This window comes from Terrabacter sp. P2_E3 (assembly GCF_056403915.1).
On the sequence record NZ_JBFUEN010000017.1, the window covers coordinates 48545 to 65254 of the forward strand.

The window sequence follows — 16710 nt, forward strand, 5'->3', positions numbered from 1 at the left end:
GGGGTTATCGTCACTCCTTGATGCCTGCTGATCCTGCCTCTCAACCGCCCGCCTCCGTCCGGTCCCTGTGGCGCCTGCGCGGCTACCTGCGCCCGCACCGCTGGGCCCTCGCCGTCATGTTCGCCGCATCGCTCGCCGGCGTCGGCCTCTCCATCGCCATCCCGCTCGTGACGCGAGCCATCATCGACGGGCCGATCACCCGGCACGAGCTCGCGCCGGTGCTGCCCCTCGGCCTGCTCGCCCTCGCGCTCGGGGTGCTCGAGGCCGTCCTCATCTTCGTGCGCCGGTGGGTCCAGTCCAACGCCGTGCTCGGGCTCGAGACGGAGCTGCGCCGCGACCTCTACGAGCGCCTCCAGGCACTGCCGATGAGCTTCCACACCCGGTGGCAGTCGGGGCAGCTGCTCTCCCGCGCGACGACCGACCTCTCGGCCATCCGCCGGTTCAGCGGGTTCGGCCTGCTCTTCCTCGTCGTCAACGTCCTGCAGGTCACGGCCGTCACGATCGTGCTCCTGACGATGTACTGGCCGCTCGGGCTCGTCGTCGCCGCGACGGCGGCGCCGATCATCTGGCTCTCGATGCGCTTCGAGAAGGCCTACGTCGTCGTCTCCCGGCGCGTCCAGGACCAGCAGGGCGACCTCGCGACCCAGGCGGAGGAGGGCGCGGTCGGCATCCGCGTCATCAAGTCGTTCGGACGCAGCGACCACATGGCCCGTCGCTACGACGAGGCGGCGCTCGAGCTGCGGGCGACGAGCCTCGACAAGGTCCGCCTCTCGGCGAAGTTCTGGACCTTCCTCGAGGTCATCCCCAACCTCGCCGTCGTCGTCGTGCTCCTGCTCGGCGCCATCGGCGTCGGCCAGGGTGACCTGACGCCCGGCGAGCTCGTCGCCTTCATCACCCTGATGCTCTCGCTCGTGTGGCCCGTGTCCTCCCTCGGCGTCATCCTCGCGATGGCGCAGGAGGCGATGACCGCGGCCGCGCGTGTGCTCGAGATCTTCGACACCGAGCCCGACATCGTCTCCGGCGCGCACGAGGTCGGTGCGCGCCGCGGCCACCTGCGCTTCGAGCACGTCGACTTCGCCTTTCCCGACGCGCCCGACCAGCCGGTGCTGCGTGACGTCAACCTCGACGTCGCCCCCGGCGAGACCCTCGCGCTCGTCGGCGCGACAGGCTCGGGCAAGACCGCCCTCACCGCGCTCGTCCCGCGCCTCTTCGACGTCACCGCTGGGCGCATCACCATCGACGGCGTCGACGTGCGCGACCTCGAGCTCGCCGCGCTGCGCAGCCTCGTCGCGACCGCCTTCGAGGAGCCGACCCTCTTCTCGATGAGCGCCCGCGAGAACGTCACCCTCGGCCGTGCCGACGCCCCCGACGACGACGTGCTCGCGGCCCTCGAGATCGCCCAGGCCGGCTTCGTCCACGATCTCCCCTGGGGCCTCGACACCCGCATCGGCGAGCAGGGGCTGTCGCTCTCCGGCGGTCAGCGCCAACGGCTCGCCCTGGCCCGGGCCGTGCTCTCGCGCCCGGCCGTCCTCGTCCTCGACGACACCCTCTCCGCCCTCGACGTGCACACCGAGAAGCTCGTCGAGGAGGCGCTCTCGAGGGTGCTGTCCGAGACCACCGGCCTCGTCGTGGCCCACCGGGCATCGACCGTCATGCTCGCCGACCGGGTCGCCCTGCTCGAGCACGGGACCATCACCCACGTCGGCACCCACCGGGAGCTGCTCGACGGCGTCCCGGCCTACCGCGAGCTGCTCGCGGCCGACGCCTTCGACGAGGCTGACGCGCCCGGCTCCGGCGACCACGCCAGCGACGCGAACGAGGAGGTACGCGCATGACGGCCCCGACCCAGCAGTGGCGCGGTGTCGCCGCCGACGACATCGACGGTGAGCTGTCGGCCGAGACCTCGGCCCGGCTCGCCGGCCGCTCCCGGCGGCTGCTGCGCGACGTGCTGCGGCCGTGGCGCCGGGCGCTCTGGTGGCTCATGGTCGTCGTCGTCATCGAGAACGCCGCGCGCCTGTCGATCCCGTACCTCGTCAAGGAGGGCATCGACACCGGCATCCCGCCGATCCGCGAGTCGGGCGACCTCGGCCCGCTCCTGCTCGTCGTCGGGCTCGTCCTCGTCGCCACGATCACCCAAGCCGTCTCGCGCAACCTCTTCCTTCTGCGGTCCGGCCTCATCGGCCAGGACATCCTCCTGTCGATCCGGCGGCGGATCTTCCGCCACTTCCAGCACCTGAGCCCGGCCTTCCACGACCGCTACACGTCCGGTCGCGTCATCTCCCGGCAGACCTCCGACGTCGACGCCATCTACGAGATGCTCGAGACCGGGTTCGACGGACTCGTCACCGCGGCCCTGACCCTCGTGGGCACGTCGGTGCTGCTGCTCGTCCTCGACGTCAAGCTCGGCCTCGTGGCGCTGCTCTGCGGCCCGGCCCTCGCGCTGCTGACCAACTGGTTCCGCAAGGAGTCGGCCAAGAGCTACCGCGCCACCCGCGAGAAGGTCGCCCTCGTCATCGTCCACTTCGTCGAGTCGATGAACGGCATCCGTGCCGTGCAGGCCTTCCGCCGTGAGCCGCGCAACCAGGCGATCTTCGAGGACGTCAACGACCAGTACCGCCGCGCCAACCTCGTGGCCTTCCGGCTCGTCGCGTGGTTCATGCCGGCCATCCGGCTCATCGGCAACGTCACGATCGCCCTCGTCCTGCTCTACGGCGGCTACCTCGCCTACCACGGTGAGGTCACCGTCGGGGTGCTCGCTGCCTTCCTGCTCTACCTGCGGCAGTTCTTCGAGCCGATGATGGAGATCTCGCAGTTCTACAACACCTTCCAGTCGGCCTCGGCCGCGCTCGAGAAGCTGTCCGGCGTGCTCGAGGAGGTGCCCGACGTCCCCCTGCCGACCGACCCGATGCCTCTCGGGGCTCCCCGCGGTGAGGTCCGGTTCGACGACGTCCGCTTCGAGTACGTCGCCGGCACCGCGGTGCTGCCCGGCCTCGACCTGACCGTGCCGGCCGGGCAGACGGTCGCGCTCGTCGGCACGACCGGTGCGGGCAAGACCACCATCGCCAAGCTCGCCACCCGCTTCTACGACCCGACCGCCGGGACGGTGAGCCTCGACGGGGTCGACCTGACCCGGCTGGCGTCCGACGACCTGCACCGCGCCGTCGTCATGGTGACGCAGGAGAACTACCTCTTCAGCGGCACCGTCGCCGACAACATCCGTTTCGGTCGGCCCGACGCCACCGACGACGAGGTCGAGACGGCGGCCCGCTCGCTCGGCGCGCACGACTTCATCGTGGAGCTGCCGCAGGGGTATGCCACGCCGGTGTCCAACCGGGGTGGGCTGCTGAGCGCCGGTCAGCGTCAGCTCGTCGCCTTCGCGCGGGCCTTCCTCGCCGATCCGGCGGTGCTCATCCTCGACGAGGCGACGTCGTCGCTCGACGTGCCCTCCGAGCGGCTCGTGCAGCAGGCCCTCGGGACGATCCTCGCCGGGCGCACCGCCATCGTCATCGCGCACCGCCTCTCGACGGTCGAGATCGCCGACCGGGTGCTCGTGCTCGAGCACGGCCGCATCGTCGAGGACGGCGCGCCGAGCGACCTCGTCGCAGCCGGCGACGGCCGCTACTCGGACCTCCACCGAGCCTGGGTCGACTCGCTCGCCTGACCCGCCCGCGCCGAGCCCGGGCCCTCCCGTCGTCCCCTCGCCGAACGCAGCGTTCGGTCGCGAACTCAGTGTTCTACCAACGCTTTCACCACCGAACGCGGCGTTCGGTGGAGAGGCGGTGGGACGGGGACCCGGTCAGCGGGCTTCTCGGAGGGTCAGCGGCCGGCGGGGGTGAGGCCGAGCGAACGGCCGGCGAGGCCGCGGGCGCGAGAGCCGAGGTTGCGGGCGATGCCGCGCAGCGCCACGGCAGCAGCGGTGTCGGGATCGCCGAGCACGACCGGCGTGCCGTTGTCGCCGCCCTCGCGCAGGCGCGTGTCGAGGGGGATCTGGCCGAGCAGCTCGACCGGGGCACCGATGCTCTTCGTCAGCGAGTCGGCGACCGCCTGCCCGCCACCGGAGCCGAAGATCTCCTGGCGGGTGCCGTCCGGCAGCTCGAGCCAGCTCATGTTCTCGATGACGCCGACGACCCGCTGGTGGGTCTGCAGGGCGATCGAGCCGGCCCGCTCGGCCACCTCGGCGGCGGCCTGCTGCGGGGTCGTCACGACGAGGATCTCGGCCGTCGGGATGAGCTGTGCGACGGAGATCGCGATGTCGCCGGTGCCGGGCGGCAGGTCGAGCAGGAGGACGTCGAGGTCGCCCCAGAAGACGTCGCCGAGGAACTGCTGGAGCGCGCGGTGCAGCATCGGGCCACGCCACACGACGGGCTGGTTGCCGGGCACGAACATGCCGATCGAGATGACCTTCACGTCGTGGCTGATGGGCGGCAGGATCATGTCGTCGACCTGCGTGGGCCGCTGCTCGACGCCGAGCATGCGCGGCACCGAGAAGCCGTAGACATCGGCGTCGACGACGCCCACCCGCAGGCCCTGAGCGGCCATCGCGGCCGCGAGGTTGACGGTCACCGACGACTTGCCGACGCCGCCCTTGCCGGAGGCCACGGCATACACCCGCGTCAGGCTGTTGGGCCTGGCGAAGGGGATCTCCTTCTCCGGGGCGCCACCACGCAGCTGCGAGCGCAGCTCGGCGCGCTGCTCGTCGCTCATGACGTCGAGCTCGACATCGACCGAGGTCACGCCGTCGAGGGCGAGGAGCGCGTTGCTCGAGTCCTTGGTGAGCGTCTCCTTCATGGGGCAGCCGGAGACGGTCAGGAAGATCGCGAGGTCGACCTTGCCGGCGTCGTCGATCTCGACCGACTTGACCATGCCGAGCTCGGTGATCGGCTTGCGGATCTCGGGGTCGTTGACCTTCGACAGCGCCGTGAGCATGGCGTCACGGCTGGGCAGTGCGGCGACAGACATGTGTTCCATCGTATGCCGCCGTGCCGGGCACCCCGACCACGGCCGGGGTGCGCTCGCTCACGGTCGGTGTCGGTTGTCCTTGGGCTCGTCGTCGGCGCCGCGGACGATCCCGCGGTCCTCCATCTCCTCGAGCAGCGAACGCAGCTCGGAGCGCACGAAGTCACGCGTGGCCTGCTCACGCAGGGCGAGACGCAGGGAGGCCACCTCGCGGGTCAGGAACTCGGTGTCGGCGAGGTTGCGCTCGTCGCGGGCCCGGTCCTGCTCGAGGGCCACGCGGTCGCGGTCGGCCTGACGGTTCTGCGCGAGGAGGATGAGCGGTGCGGCATACGACGCCTGGAGGCTCAGCATGAGCGTCAGGAAGATGAACGGGAACTCGTCGAAGACGAGCGCCGGGGGCGCGAGGACGTTCCAGGCGATCCAGGCGGCGACGAAGACCGTCATGCCGATGAGGAACTGGGCCGTGCCCATGAAGCGGGCGAACTGCTCGGACAGGACGCCGAAGGCCTCCTGGGTCAGGGTGATCCGGGGCAGGACCCGGGCTCGCTTCTCCTGGGGCTGGTCGAGCTTGTCCCCGCGGACGGCCCGGGCGCCAGGACGACGCTCGGCGCGCTCGCTCACGGCTTCACCCCCAGCTCGTGCCGCTCCTCACGCCAGTCCTCAGGGAGGATGTGGTCGAGCACGTCGTCGACGGTGACCGCTCCGATGAGGCGTCCGTCGTCGTCGACGACGGGCAGCGAGACGAGGTTGTAGGTCGCGAGGGTGCGCGTCACGGTCTCGAGCGACGCCGTGGCCACGACGGGCTCGATCTCCTTGTCGATGATCGACCCGACGGCGCCGTGCGGCGGCTCGCGCAGCAGTCGCTGGATGTGGACGAGGCCGAGGTAGCGGCCGGTCGGGGCCTCGAGCGGCGGGCGGCAGACGTAGACCATCGACGCCAGCGCCGGGGCGAGCTCCTCGCGGCGCACCGTCGCGAGAGCCTCGGCGATGGTCGCCTCGGGTCCGAGGATGACGGGCTCGGTCGTCATCATGCCGCCGGCGGTCTTCTCGTCGTACGCGAGCAGACGACGCAGGGGGGCGGCCTCGTCGGGCTCCATGAGCTGGAGCAGCTCCTCGGCCTGCTCGGGCGGCAGGTCGGCGAGCAGGTCGGCCGCGTCGTCGGGCTCCATCGCCTCGAGGACGTCGGCCGCGCGCTCGTTGGCCAGGCCGGCGAGGATCTCGACCTGGTCGTCCTCCGGCAGCTCCTCGAGCACGTCGGCGAGGCGCTCGTCGTCGAGCGCGGCGGCCACCTCGGCCCGGCGCTTGGGGTTGAGGTCGTGGATGACCTCGGCGAGGTCGGCGACCTTGAGGTCGTCGTAGGTCTCGAGGAGGCGCTCGGCGCTCTGGGCGCCGGCCTGCTCGTGGAGGCCGACGACGTCGCGGATGTCGACGAGCATCGTCTTGCCCGAGCGGCGACGCGTGAGCCGGGACATCGCCTTCGAGGCCGAGGAGACCCCCGCCGGCGCCTGCCGGACGAAGACCCGCGTGCCGATCCAGTCGCGACGCGGGCCCTGCTCGATGGCGAGGTCCTCGACGAGCGAGTCGGCGAAGCCGGCCTCGACGGCCTCGGCCGTCGTGACGCGGACGGTCCGGTCGAACAGCTCGGCGGCGACGAGGACCTCGTTGGTGCGCTGCTCGAAGCGGCGCATGTTGACCAGGCCGGTCGTGATGACGGCGCCGGCGTCGATCGACGTGACCCGGGTCATCGGCACGAAGACCCGGCGGCGACCGGGCACCTCGACGACGAGGCCGATGACGCGGGGCTCGGGTCGGTTGACCGAGAACATCACGACGACGTCGCGCACGCGCCCGACCTGGTCACCGAGCGGGTCGAAGACGCTCAGTCCGGTCAGGCGCGCGACGAAGACGCGGGTGCTCGCACTCATGGCCCAAGGCTATGGGGTCAGCGTCCGCGGCGACGGGTGCCACGTCGCTGGCGCTTCTTGCGCAGCTTCGCGCGTTCCTTCGCGGCGTTGCGCGCGGCCTTCGCCTCGTCCTTGACCCGCTTGCGCTCGGCCTTCTCCTCGCCGCGCCCACCCCAGTGCCACGGGCGCCAGGACGTGGTCGTCGCGGCGGTGCGGGCCGGGGGCTCGCGGTGGTCGTGGGCGGCATATGCGCCGGGGGACTCGAGCGGGCTGTCGAAGGGCACGAGGGCGGTGACGGTGCACTCGGCCGCCCAGCGTGTCAGCGAGTCGTCCACCGAGTTGAGCCGCGACGCGCGGAGGAGCTCGGCGGCGCGCTGCCACTCGGGGGTGCCGGGCTCGAGGACGTGGACGTGTGCGCGGACCGTGAGCAGGCGGCCCCCGGTGTCCTTGCTGCGCAGGATGACCCTGACCTCCTTGGGCAGCCACGGGAGCGGCTGCTCGCCCGGTCCGCTCACGACGAGGGCAGCCCCGTCGTCCCACACGTGCCAGGCCGGCCAGGTGCGGTCGTCGGCGACCTCGATCCAGAGCAGACCGGACTTCGCCATCGCCTCGCCGAGCAGGGCGGTCGCGGAGGCGGCGGCCGCGGCGGACTGCGGGTCGGCCTGCGGGTCGGACTGCGTGGACGGCCCCGTGCGCGGCGCCGTGGGCGCGGAGGGCACCTGTTCGGTGCCCGTCCCCGTGCCCTTCTCGGGGCTCGTCCCTGCGCCCTGCTCGGTCACAGGCTCGGTCGCGCGCTCGGTCACACCGCCACCTTAGTGATCCCGCCCTCATCGGCGGCGCGCGTGACTGTCGTCATAACGCGGGCCGTCCGCCCGTTGCTACGTTGACGCCCATGCGCAGCGCCAAGGACTTCTTCCGGCCGCTCGCGGTGGGGGCGCCGAAGCCCCTGACGCAGGTGCCGGCCCGCCCGTCCCGGGTCATCCACTTCTTCGACCCGAGCAACCCGAAGATGGCCGCGAAGGTGCCGGGTCTCGTCGGCACCGTCGACGTCCTCCTCGGCAACCTCGAGGACGCCGTCAAGGCCGACCGCAAGGAGGCGGCCCGGGCCGGCCTCGTCGAGATCGCGAAGGCCACCGACTTCGGTGAGAACACCCAGCTCTGGACGCGCATCAACGCGCTCGACAGCCCGTGGGCGCTCGACGACCTCACGACCCTCGTCACGGAGATCGGAGACAAGCTCGACGTCGTCATGGTGCCGAAGGTGCAGGGCGCCGAGGACATCCACTACGTCGACCGCCTCCTCGCCCAGCTCGAGGCGAAAGCGGGCCTGACCCGTCCGATCCTCGTGCACGCGATCCTCGAGACGGCGCGCGGCATGGTCAACGTCGAGGAGATCTGTGGCGCCTCGCCGCGCATGCAGGGCCTGTCGCTGGGACCGGCCGACCTCGCGGCCGACCGACGCATGAAGACGACCCGCGTCGGCGGCGGGCACCCCGGCTACCTCGTGCGCACCGACCCCGTCGACGGTGACATCACGGGGGCGCGCGCGACGGCGCAGCAGGACCTCTGGCACTACACGATCGCCCGCATGGTCGATGCGTGCGCGATGCACGGGATCTACCCGTACTACGGACCGTTCGGCGACATCCAGGACGTCGTCGCGTGCGAGGACCAGTTCCGCAACGCCTTCCTCCTCGGCTGCGTCGGCACGTGGTCGCTGCACCCGGTGCAGATCGAGATCGCCAAGCGCGTCTTCAGCCCGTCGGCCGAGGACGTCGCGCACGCGCGACGCGTCGTCGCCGCGATGGGCGACGGCACGGGTGCCGTCATGCTCGACGGGAAGATGGAGGACGACGCCAGCCTCAAGCAGTGTCTCGTCATCGTCGAGCTCGCCGAGCGTCTCTCGCAGACCGACCCCGCGCTCGCCGAGCTGTATGCCGCCGAGCCCGCCCCGCAGGAAGGCTGACTGCCGTGCCCGTCGAGCCCGACGCATACCGCCCCCGACGCTCGGTGCTCTACATGCCGAGCTCCAACGAGCGCGCCCTGGAGAAGGCGAAGACCCTTCCCGTCGATGCCCTCATCCTCGACCTCGAGGACGCCGTCGCACCCGATGCGAAGGAGACGGCGCGCGAGAAGGCATGCGCCGCAGTGCAGTCCGGAGAGTACGGCCGGCGTGAGCTGACGATCCGGGTCAACGGCCTGGGGTCGCAGTGGCACGACGCCGACCTCGCGGCGGCGGCCGCGGCCGGACCTGACGCGATCGTCGTGCCCAAGGTCGGCTCGGCCGACGAGGTGCGCGGCCTCGTAGCCGCGATGGAGGCCGCCGGCGCTCCGGAGCACACGCGGCTCTGGGCGATGGTCGAGACGCCGGTGGCCGTGCTGCACGCCGAGGAGATCGCGCGCGCGTCCGACCGTCTTGCCTGTCTCGTGCTCGGCACGAACGACCTCTACAAGGAGCTCGGCGCGAGCTTCGCGCCCGGGCGGGCTGCGATCCAGACCTCGCTCCAGCTCGCGGTCCTCGCGGCAAGGGCCGCCGGCGTGGCCGTCGTCGACGGCGTCTACAACGACGTCAAGGACTCCGACGGCTTCCTCGCCGAGGCGCGCCAGGGCCGGGAGATGGGCTTCGACGGCAAGACCCTGATCCACCCGGGGCAGGTGGAGGCGTGCAACGACGTCTTCGCGCCGAGCGCCGAGCAGGTCGAGCAGGCGCGGGCCGTCATCGCCGCCTTCGAGACCGCGCAGGCCGAGGGCAAGGGCGTCGTCACCCTCGACGGGAGGCTCATCGAGAGCCTGCACGTCGACACCGCCCACAAGGTCCTCGTGACCGCCGAGGCCATCGCCGCGCTGTCCTGACCGACACCGTCGACACCGCTCGCCGCAGGGCACGGTGCCGTCGCAAAACGAGGTGTGTGCTCGCGCGTGGACGGTGTTGGATCGGGGCATGTCGATCGAGCTGAGCGCGCCGCGAGTCCAGGGCCTCGTCGAGGCCGTGCACGAGATGCGCGAGTGGCAGCAGGACGGGATGCCGGTCCAGCTGCACCCCGGCGACCTCGGCTGGAACTGGAGCTTCGGCGCCGACGTGACCGCGGCGGCCGTTCGCACGTGGAGCCGCGACGGGCGCCTCTTGGCCGTGGGGTTCCTCGACGACCCGCGCGTGCTCCGGATGGCGATCGCGCCGGAGGCCGGTGACGACGACGAGCTGGCGCAGCAGCTGCTCTCCGACGTGTCGCGCTCCGAGCGTGGCGTGCTCCCCGCCGGGGAGGGCTCGGTGGAGGCGCGTTTCGGTGATGCCTTCCGCGCCCGCCTCGCGGGCGACGGATGGGCCGACGGCGAGCCGTGGACGCCGCTCGTCCGAGACCTGACCGAGCCCGTCGAGGACAGCGGACTGCGGGTGGAAGTCGTCGGCGCGGACCCGGCGCCGGAGCGGCTCCGTGACCGGGTGGCGGTCCAGCGCGCGTCGTTCGAGACCTCGACGTTCAGCGAGGAGCGGTGGCGGGAGATGGCGTCCGGGCCTGCCTACGTCGACGCGAGGTGCCTCGTCGCCTACGACGAGTCCGGAGCCGCGGTGGCAACCGCCACGGTGTGGTCGGCCGGCCCGGGGCGACCGGGTCTCATCGAGCCGCTGGGGGCGCACCGCGACCACCGGGGCCGCGGCCACGGGCGCGCGATCACCCTCGCGTGCGCGGCCGCCCTGCGGGAGCTGGGCGCCTCGAGCTCCCTGGTCTGCACCCCGAGCGCCAACGTCGGTGGTGTCGCCGCCTACGTCTCGGCCGGCTTCCGCCGCCTGCCGGACGCCCACGACCTGCACCGCGCTGCCTGAGCCGGGGCGTCAGGACCGAGCGGCGGCCCACGTCATCTCGGCGCTGACGTTGCCGCTCCAGAAGCCGTCGTCGTGGCCTCCCGTGGTGAAGTGGGTCTCGGTGCCCGGGAGGCGCTGGGCCAGAACGCGGTTCGCGGCGATGAACGGGTCGGACACGCCGCAGTCGAGCCTCACCGGAATGCCCCGCAGCCGGTCCAGCCGGTTGAAGATCGAGTGCCGGTCGAAGTCGGCCCGCCCGTCGTAGGCCCGGGCGGGCGTCTCGCTGCCCTTCCGCCACAGTGCTGCGCTCGCGGCGACGACGCCGCTGACGCGAGAACGCCCGAGCTCGCTCGCGATGAGGAGTGCACCGAAGCCGCCCATCGACCACCCGAGCAGGACGACCGGCGAGGACGCCGGCAGCCCGGCGGCCTCCAGCGCCATCGGCACGAGCTCGTCACGGACCATCGCCCCGGTGTCGCTGCCGTCGCGGCGTGGGTGCCAGTAGCTGTTGCCCCCGTCGACGGAGACCAGCGCCATCCTGGAGGGCTCGACGGCATCGCCGAAACCGAGGTTGAACGCGTCGTCGGCGCCCCCTCCGAAACCGTGCAGCGTCACGACGAGCCCCCGGGATCGGCCTGCGCGGGGTACGGCCATCCGCCAGCGTGGGGCCTCGACACCGAAGCGGTCCGACAGCACCCCGTCGCTGAGGGTCGGCCCGTCGGTGGCGGAGCAGCCGCCGACCCCGGTCGTCGCCGTCGCCAGACCGAGCGCGCCGAGCAGGACGACGCGTCGAGACGGGCCGGTGTCGGAAGACATGCGGGGAGCGTAGGACTCAGGCGGCCCACGCGACGGGGCGACGCGCGCCGGGAGGCACCCGGCATACGCGCGCGGGGCGCATCCGGCAGGTGCCGCCGGCACCCGGCATGAGCGCGCCGCCCCGACCGGGTGGGGTCGGGGCGGCGATGCGCTCGTGGGACGGCAGCGCCCGTCGGGGCGTTCCGGTCAGCTCAGGTGGTGCGGCTTGACCTCGCTGCGCTTCTCGGAGTCGTCGCCGGCCTGGAGGTCGTCGCTGGCCGAGTGCGGCGGAGCCTGCCCGGCCGGCACGAGGCGCACGGTGACTGCCTTGGACACCGGGCAGTTGCTGCCCACGGCGGTCGACTCGAGGGCCACGAGCGGGTTGACCTCGGGGTAGTAGGCGGCGACGCAGCCCCGCACCGTGGGGTAGGAGACGACGCGGAAGTCGCGCACGACCCGCTGGGTGCCGTCGGGCCAGGGTGCGACGACGTCGACGTGGTCACCGTCGGAGAACCCCAGGGCGGCGAGGTCGTCGGGATGCACCATGACGATCTCGCGCCCGCCGGAGATGCCCCGGTAACGGTCGTCGTGGCCGTAGATCGTCGTGTTGAACTGGTCGTGGCTGCGCAGCGACTGGAGCACGAGGTGGCCCTCGGGCGCCGACACCATCTGCAGCGGGCTGACCGTGAGGACGGCCTTCTTCGACGGCGTCTCGAACGTCCGCGAGTCGCGCGGCGGGTGCGGCAGCACAAAGCCCCCGGGGCGGTGCACCTTCTCGTCGTAGGCCTCGCAGCCGGGCACGACGCGCTCGATGTGGCGCCGGATCACGGAGTAGTCGTCGGCCATGGCGGTCCAGTCGATCTCGCCCGCGGCGCCCCGTCCGGCGAGCGTCGCCGCGGCGATCCCGCTGATGATCGAGACCTCGGAGCGCAGCTGCGGGCCGGCGGGCTCGAGGCGGCCGTGCGAGAGGTGCACGCTCGACATGCTGTCCTCGACGGTCACGCCCTGCAGACCGCTGCGCTGCTCGTCACGCTCGGTGCGCCCCAGCGTCGGCAGGATGAGGGAGGTGTGACCGACGACGACGTGCGAGCGGTTGAGCTTGGTCGAGATGTTGACGACGAGGTCGACCGACCGGAGGGCGTCGTGGGTCACCTCGGTGTCGGGCGTCGCCGCGGCGAAGTTGCCGCCGAGCCCGACGAGCACCTTCGCCTCGCCGTCGCGCATGGCGCGGATCGAGTTGACGACGTCGAGGCCGCGCTCGCGCGGCGCCTCGATGCCGAACTCGGCCTCGAGCGCGTCGCCGAAGTGGGGTGGCAGCTTCTCCCAGATGCCCATGGTGCGGTCGCCCTGGACGTTCGAGTGCCCGCGCACGGGGCACAGGCCGGCGCCGGGCTTGCCGATGTTGCCCTGGACGAGGGCGACGTTGGCCATCTCCTTGATCGTCGCGACGGCGTGGCGGTGCTGCGTGACACCCATGGCCCAGCAGAGCACCGTCTTGCGCGACCGGGCGAAGAGCTCGGCGACCCGCTCGATCTGGGCGCGGTCGAGCGAGGTGGCCTCGTCGACGAGGTCCCAGTCGAGCTCGCGCACGTGCGCGGCCCACGCGTCGAAACCCTCGGTGTGGCGCTCGATGAAGTCGGTGTCGAAGACGTCCTCGCCGGCGTCGTGCCGGGCCACGAGGAGCGAGCCGATCGCCTGGAAGAGGGCCAGGTCGCCGCCGAGCCGGATCGGCAGGAACTCGTCGGCGAGCTCGGTGCCGACGCCGACGATGCCGCGGACCTTCTGCGGGTTGTCGAAGCCGCGCAGGCCGGTCTCCGGCAGCGGGTTGACGGCGACGATCTTCGCCCCGGCGCGCTTGGCGATCTCGAGGGCGGTGAGCATGCGCGGGTGGTTGGTGCCGGGGTTCTGTCCGGCGATGAGGATGAGCTCGGCCTCGTGGATGTCGTCGAGGCTCACCGAGCCCTTGCCGATGCCGATGACCTCGGCCAGCGCGACCGACGTCGACTCGTGGCACATGTTGGAGCAGTCGGGAAGGTTGTTCGTGCCGAAGGCCCGGGCGAAGAGCTGGTAGGCGAACGCCGCCTCGTTGGAGGCGCGGCCGCTCGTGTAGAAGACCGCCTCGTCGGGCGACGCGAGCCCGCGCAGCCGCTCGGCGATGAGGGCGTACGCGTCGTCCCACGAGATCGGCTCGTAGTGGGTGCCGCCCTCGCGCAGCACCATCGGGTGCGTGATGCGTCCCTGCTGGCCGAGGAGGTAGTCGGTCCAGCCGGACAGCTCGGCCACGGGGTGCTCGGCGAAGAACGACGGGTCGACCCGCCGCAGCGTGGCTTCCTCGGCGACGGCCTTGGCGCCGTTCTCGCAGAACTCGGCGAAGCTGCGCTCCTCCGGGTGCGGGTCGGGCCACGCGCAGCCCATGCAGTCGAAGCCGTCGGCCTGGTTGATCCGCCGGAGGGTCGCGAACGACCGGCGGGCGCCCATCTGCTCCATGCCGCGCTGCGCCGTGACGGCGATGGCGGTGAGGCCGGCTGCCTTGGACTTGATCTTGCCCCGGTCGACCTGGGTGGGGTCGACGTCGTGGGTGGGAGCCGCTGTCGGCCGCACGGGCACGATCGGGATCATGGTGCGGCGCCGGTGCTCGGACATGGTCTAACCCCTCGTCGGATCGGTTGTCACAAGACTCGTTCCCCGTTCGTCCTCGCACGTCACCATGCAGGACTGGCAGTTTCCTGTGAGTCTGCCCCATCGCCCTCGTCCCCTGCGGGATACCTCCGGCCACCTCGCACGTTGGACCAGGCATGGGCGAGCAGACGCGGACGGGGGAGCCGGCAGCCCGGCGCCCCGACCCGGAAGCGCCGCGATCCGGTCAGAGCGGACTGACCCGCCGCCGCCTGCTCACGCTCGGCGCGGTGGGTGCCGTCGCCGCCGGAGGGGCGTATGCCGTGTCGCGCGGTCCCGGCCTCGCGTCCCTCCCGCAGCTGGCGGGCCCGGGTGAGCCGCCGCCGCCGGAGCTGCGCATCGACCCGCAGCCGGTCGACCGCTCGGCCCTGCAGGCGCGGCGGCGCATCGGGGCCGCGGCCTACGTCTACGAGGTGACGGCCCGTCCCGCCACGTACTACGTCACCGAGCCGTTCGGGGCGCGCCTCGACCGGTGGCTGGCCCTGCACCGGCGCCACGTCGGGCAGGTGCCCGACGAGGTGCGCTCCTACGGGGCCTGGGTCCGCGGCTCGGCGACGTCGTGGCACAGCTCCGGGGAGGCCATCGACATCGCGCGGCTGCGCGCCGACGGCCGCGACCTGACGAGCCTGCGCTACGACCTGTGGCGTGACGCACCGGCGCCCGAGCTGCGTCGTCGCCTCGCGCTCTACTGGCGCACGGCCGCCGGACTGCACCACGAGTTCGCCGACGTCCTGACCTACCTCTTCGACGCGGCGCACAGCAACCACATCCACGTCGACCTCGGCCGGTTCGGGCCGGAGCGTCCGCGCCTCATCCGCCGTTCCGACGCCCAGGTGCAGGCCGTCCAGGCGATGTGCCGGCACGTCTGGGGTCGCACCGACGTGGAGATCACCGGCGACTTCGACGACGTGACCCTGGAGGCGACCACCCGCATCCTCGAGCAGGCCGGCAGCCCGGGGGAGCTCGGCGACAGCAGAGAGGCCTGGCAGGCCTTCATGGTCGCCACGATGGAGCGGGCCTAGGCGGAATCGACGTGACGGCGCCCCCGGGGCCGCTCATAGGATCGGGGCCATGGCCAAGACCGTGCTCACACCCCAGTCCGAGGACTTCCCCCGGTGGTACCAGGACATCGTCGCCAAGGCGGAGCTCGCCGACAACGGTCCGGTGCGCGGCACCATGGTCATCCGACCGTACGGCTACGCGATCTGGGAGCGGATGCAGGCCGACATGGACCGGCGCATCAAGGAGGCCGGCGCACGCAACGCCTACTTCCCGCTCTTCATCCCGGAGTCCTACCTCAGCCGCGAGGCCGAGCACGTCGAGGGCTTCAGCCCCGAGCTCGCGGTCGTGACCCACGCCGGGGGCAAGGAGCTCGAGGAGAAGGTCGTCGTGCGCCCGACCTCCGAGACGGTCATCGGTGAGTACATGGCGAAGTGGACGCAGAGCTACCGCGACCTGCCGCTGCTGCTCAACCAGTGGGCCAACGTCGTGCGGTGGGAGCTGCGCCCGCGGATCTTCCTGCGCACGAGCGAGTTCCTCTGGCAGGAGGGCCACACGGCGCACGCCACCGAGGAGGACGCGCGCCTCTACGCGAAGCGGATCCACGAGGAGGTCTACGCGCCGTTCATGCGCGAGATGCTCGCCATGCCCGTCGTCCTCGGTCGCAAGACGAAGCGCGAGCGTTTCGCCGGTGCGACGAACACCCTTGCGCTGGAAGGGATGATGCGCGACGGCAAGGCCCTGCAGATGGGCACGAGCCACGAGCTCGGCCAGAACTTCGCCAAGGCCTTCGACATCACCTACCTGTCCGAGCAGGGCCGCCAGGAGACGTGCTGGACGACGTCGTGGGGCAGCTCGACCCGCATGCTCGGCGGCCTCATCATGGGTCACGGTGACGACCACGGTCTGCGGGTGCCGCCGAGACTCGCTCCCGTCCAGGCGCTCGTCATGGTCGTCAAGGACGGCGAGGGCGTGGTCGAGGCAGCGCGTCAGGTCGTCGCCGATCTCCTCGCGCGCGGGGTGCGGGCCGAGCTCGACGCCCGTGTCGACACGCCGTTCGGACGTCGCGCCGTCGACGCCGAGCTCAAGGGCATCCCGCTGCGGGTCGAGGTCGGTCCCCGCGACCTCGCCGAGGGCTCCGTCACCGTCGCCCGACGCATCGCCGGTGGCAAGTCGTCGGTGCCGCTCGGCGGCGTCGTCGACACGGTGACCGCCGCGCTCGACGAGGACCACGACGCGCTGTATGCCGCCGCGCTCGCCCACCGCGACACGAACACCGCCGCCGTGAGCACCCTCGAGGAGGCCGCCGAGGCGGCCCGCACCGGCTGGGCCACCATCCCGTGGTCGACCCTCGGTGAGGAGGGAGAGTCGCTGCTCGCGGAGTCGGCAGTGACGGTCCGGTGCCTGACGATGCCCGACGGCACCGTGCCGACCTCGGAGTCCGACGCCGGCGTGCTCGCCGTCGTCGGCCGCGCCTACTGACATGGCACGTCGCCGATCCGTCGGCCACCGGCGTGGTGCCGCCCACACCCGGGCCGGGAAGACGCCGGGCTGCGGCATGGTTGACGAGTGCGTGAGGAC

At 72.1% G+C, this 16710-nt stretch carries 13 protein-coding genes; 7 read left to right on the forward strand and 6 right to left on the reverse strand.

Translation table 11 applies throughout. The features are described 5' to 3' along the window. Positions 1 to 20: 20 nt before the first annotated feature. Complete coding sequence (locus tag AC1DW8_RS19435; protein ID WP_056821974.1) at positions 21 to 1835, forward strand: ABC transporter ATP-binding protein; 1815 nt, start codon at positions 21 to 23, stop codon at positions 1833 to 1835. Further along, entirely contained in the window at positions 1832 to 3661 is a 1830-nt protein-coding gene (locus AC1DW8_RS19440; RefSeq protein WP_478095558.1) for an ABC transporter ATP-binding protein, read from the forward strand. The genes AC1DW8_RS19435 and AC1DW8_RS19440 overlap by 4 nt, the downstream gene beginning before the upstream one ends. Positions 3662 to 3816: 155 nt before the next feature. Here AC1DW8_RS19440 and AC1DW8_RS19445 read toward each other — a convergent pair whose 3' ends face one another. From AC1DW8_RS19445 to AC1DW8_RS19460, 4 genes are read right to left on the reverse strand one after another with little or no spacing between them, the layout of a single operon-like run. Further along, positions 3817 to 4959, reverse strand: a complete 1143-nt coding sequence (locus AC1DW8_RS19445; protein WP_478095559.1) for an Mrp/NBP35 family ATP-binding protein — start codon at positions 4957 to 4959, stop codon at positions 3817 to 3819. Between the two features lie 57 nt (positions 4960 to 5016). Then, the gene (locus AC1DW8_RS19450; protein WP_056770855.1) at positions 5017 to 5577 is read right to left on the reverse strand and encodes a DUF1003 domain-containing protein; all 561 of its coding nucleotides are present in this window, start codon (positions 5575 to 5577) and stop codon (positions 5017 to 5019) included. Beyond that, positions 5574 to 6881 carry a magnesium transporter MgtE N-terminal domain-containing protein gene (locus AC1DW8_RS19455; RefSeq protein WP_020143111.1) on the reverse strand — a complete coding sequence of 436 codons (1308 nt, stop codon included), beginning with the start codon at positions 6879 to 6881 and terminating at the stop codon, positions 5574 to 5576. Before AC1DW8_RS19455 ends, AC1DW8_RS19450 begins: the two co-directional genes overlap by 4 nt. 17 nt (positions 6882 to 6898) lie before the next feature. Next, complete coding sequence (locus AC1DW8_RS19460; RefSeq protein WP_200958929.1) at positions 6899 to 7663, reverse strand: hypothetical protein; 765 nt, start codon at positions 7661 to 7663, stop codon at positions 6899 to 6901. Between the two features lie 89 nt (positions 7664 to 7752). On the opposite strand from AC1DW8_RS19460, the gene AC1DW8_RS19465 reads away from it, so the two are divergent. The 3 genes from AC1DW8_RS19465 to AC1DW8_RS19475 all read left to right on the forward strand — a co-directional run bounded on the left by AC1DW8_RS19465 (position 7753) and on the right by AC1DW8_RS19475 (position 10680). Next, a complete protein-coding gene (locus AC1DW8_RS19465) occupies positions 7753 to 8826 on the forward strand; it encodes an HpcH/HpaI aldolase/citrate lyase family protein (RefSeq protein WP_478095560.1) in 1074 nt (357 codons plus the stop codon). A gap of 5 nt (positions 8827 to 8831) precedes the next feature. Continuing rightward, positions 8832 to 9713: an HpcH/HpaI aldolase/citrate lyase family protein gene (locus AC1DW8_RS19470; protein ID WP_478095561.1), complete on the forward strand. Its 882-nt coding sequence runs from the start codon at positions 8832 to 8834 to the stop codon at positions 9711 to 9713. 88 nt (positions 9714 to 9801) lie between these two features. Continuing rightward, positions 9802 to 10680: a GNAT family N-acetyltransferase gene (locus tag AC1DW8_RS19475; RefSeq protein WP_478095562.1), complete on the forward strand. Its 879-nt coding sequence runs from the start codon at positions 9802 to 9804 to the stop codon at positions 10678 to 10680. Between the two features lie 9 nt (positions 10681 to 10689). Here AC1DW8_RS19475 and AC1DW8_RS19480 read toward each other — a convergent pair whose 3' ends face one another. Both AC1DW8_RS19480 and AC1DW8_RS19485 read right to left on the reverse strand, forming a co-directional pair. Further along, positions 10690 to 11475, reverse strand: a complete 786-nt coding sequence (locus tag AC1DW8_RS19480; RefSeq protein ID WP_478095563.1) for an alpha/beta hydrolase-fold protein — start codon at positions 11473 to 11475, stop codon at positions 10690 to 10692. A gap of 186 nt (positions 11476 to 11661) precedes the next feature. Beyond that, the gene (locus AC1DW8_RS19485) at positions 11662 to 14097 is read right to left on the reverse strand and encodes an FdhF/YdeP family oxidoreductase (RefSeq protein ID WP_157623275.1); all 2436 of its coding nucleotides are present in this window, start codon (positions 14095 to 14097) and stop codon (positions 11662 to 11664) included. Between the two features lie 152 nt (positions 14098 to 14249). On the opposite strand from AC1DW8_RS19485, the gene AC1DW8_RS19490 reads away from it, so the two are divergent. Continuing rightward, a complete protein-coding gene (locus AC1DW8_RS19490) occupies positions 14250 to 15152 on the forward strand; it encodes an extensin family protein (protein ID WP_478095564.1) in 903 nt (300 codons plus the stop codon). A gap of 49 nt (positions 15153 to 15201) precedes the next feature. After that, positions 15202 to 16611 carry a proline--tRNA ligase gene (gene proS, locus AC1DW8_RS19495; RefSeq protein ID WP_056821959.1) on the forward strand — a complete coding sequence of 470 codons (1410 nt, stop codon included), beginning with the start codon at positions 15202 to 15204 and terminating at the stop codon, positions 16609 to 16611. The last annotated feature ends 99 nt before the right edge of the window (positions 16612 to 16710 follow it).